The 1,405-nt window shown below is 66.7% G+C and carries 2 protein-coding genes; both read right to left on the bottom strand.

Annotated features, from left to right (window positions below; translation table 11 throughout):
* A partial coding sequence (locus tag ACGF0D_RS44260; RefSeq protein WP_392926257.1) for a potassium-transporting ATPase subunit KdpA occupies nt 1–897 on the bottom strand: 897 nt, incomplete at its 3' end.
* Nucleotide 898: 1 nt separating this feature from the next.
* Nucleotides 899–988 carry a K(+)-transporting ATPase subunit F gene (gene kdpF, locus ACGF0D_RS44255; protein WP_360508580.1) on the bottom strand — a complete coding sequence of 30 codons (90 nt, stop codon included), beginning with the start codon at nt 986–988 and terminating at the stop codon, nt 899–901.
* Nucleotides 989–1,405: the final 417 nt, after the last annotated feature.

Genomic DNA, 1,405 nt, shown 5'->3' with positions numbered 1-1,405 from the left:
GAAGGTCAGCAGGGCGGTCGAGGCGATCCAGAACAGGCCCATCACGGCGACGATCGCGTAGCCCTGGCGGTTGTCCCCCACCATCCGGCCGAAGGCGCGCGGCAGCGCGAACGGGATCAGCAGGATCAGGAAGATCTCGACCAGGTTGGTGAAGCCGGTCGGGTTCTCGAACGGGTGCGCCGAGTTGGCGTTGAAGAAGCCGCCGCCGTTGGTGCCCAGCTCCTTGATGACCTCCTGGGAGGCCACCGGACCGCCCGGGATCTTCTGGACCTCACCCGCAAGGGTGGTGACCTCGTGGAAGCCGTGGAAGCTCTGGATCACGCCGTTGGCGGCCAGCACCAGCGCGAACACGAACGCGATCGGCAGCAGCAGCCGCAGGTTGATCCGGGTGAGGTCCACCCAGAAGTTGCCCAGCCGGTCCGTCCTGTTCCGGGTGAACCCGCGGATCAGCGCGGCCACGATGGCGATGCCGACGGCCGCCGAGACGAAGTTCTGCACCGCCAGGCCAGCCATCTGCACCAGGTGGCCCATCGCGGACTCGCCGCCGTAGGACTGCCAGTTGGTGTTGGTGACGAACGAGATGGCGGTGTTCCAGGCCTGGTGGCCCTCCATCTGCGGAACGCCCAGGCTCAGCAGCAGGTAGCCCTGGAGGCGGATCAGACCGTAGAGGAAGAGGACGGAGACGGCCGAGAACGCCAGAACCGAGCGCAGGTAGGCCGGCCAGCGCTGATCGGCATCACCGTCGACGCCGATCACCTTGTAGATGCCGCGCTCGACTCTGAGGTGCTTCGAGGTGGTCAAGACGCGGGCGATGTAGTCGCCCAGGGGCCGGTAGCACAGAGCCAGCGCGCCGACAAGGGCGAGCGCCTGCAACCAGCCCGCGAGTGTGGAGCTCATGTCAGAACTTCTCCGGGTAGATCAGCGCAAGGATGAGGTAGCCGACGAGCGCGACGGCCACGATGAGACCTGTGATGTTCTCGGCGCTCACAGCTTCTCCACCCCCCGCGCGATCAGGGCGATGACGGCGAACACGGCGACCGTGACACCGACGTAGATGAGATCGGACATGGGCTCCACCTGAGTGGCTGAGGGGACGTACCCGTGAACGGGCCCTGAGGGCCTCACGGCACCGGCGGAAGACCGGCGGGAGCAGCAAACCAGCCCTCAGGGGCGCGCAGCGCGTCCCTGATGCCGTCCATACGGGTGATCCGGAAACATTGACGCGACCCGTATATCGGCGTCATTCACTTGAGACCGCGGATTGTCCTGAACGTTTCGAAGAGTCCTGTCGGTACACCCCTCACCTGCCTACATCCGCATGCGCAGCCGGCAGACCACCGCGTCGGTGTGCCGCCGCAGGGCGCGGTCGATCACGGCGCCGCGCCGGTTCTGGAGCGCCCGCTGC

Origin of the sequence: Kitasatospora sp. NPDC048298 (assembly GCF_043201465.1) — a bacterium.
Lineage (GTDB): Bacteria > Actinomycetota > Actinomycetes > Streptomycetales > Streptomycetaceae > Kitasatospora.
The sequence above is the reverse complement of the archived record's forward strand: the minus strand, read 5'-3'. Positions and strand labels throughout refer to the sequence as shown.